Genomic DNA, 387 nt, shown 5'->3' with positions numbered 1-387 from the left:
CTGCCTTGAATGTCATGAGCCCATTCAGATACAACGCCAGCCATCCAGAAATAAGCTGCGACTAATATCAGAGTAATCATGTGCCACCTCAGAAGTAGCTATAAAGTTGATTAATAACATTCCTATCCGTCGTGCGACCGAACAGGTTTTTTATTGCGGCGTTAACCATTGCGTTGTAGCAGCGTTCGAACTCATCAGGCTCCATGTTCGCGTAAGCCAAGCTCTTTGCCCTCACCTTTGTTTCGCCTTTGATGGTTGTCACGACGTCAAAAAATCCAGCCAGAATAGTCAGGTTGTTCCTGAATTCTTTTTTCTGGGTATATTCGTCTGTGAATTCATAACCGGCATTTTCCGCTGCCCAGTGAGCAAAGCAGAAGTTGAAGAAGG

At 45.2% G+C, this 387-nt stretch carries 1 protein-coding gene; it reads right to left on the bottom strand.

Annotation, left to right across the window (positions count from 1 at the left end; all coding sequences use genetic code 11):
* Positions 1 to 88 precede the first annotated feature (88 nt).
* A partial coding sequence (locus V2A85_RS24540) for a DUF1367 family protein (RefSeq protein WP_420072671.1) occupies positions 89 to 387 on the bottom strand: 299 nt, incomplete at its 5' end.

This window comes from Yersinia sp. 1252 StPb PI, from assembly GCF_048593885.1.
GTDB lineage: Bacteria > Pseudomonadota > Gammaproteobacteria > Enterobacterales > Enterobacteriaceae > Yersinia > Yersinia enterocolitica_E.
This window is presented reverse-complemented; position numbering and strand designations above follow the sequence as displayed.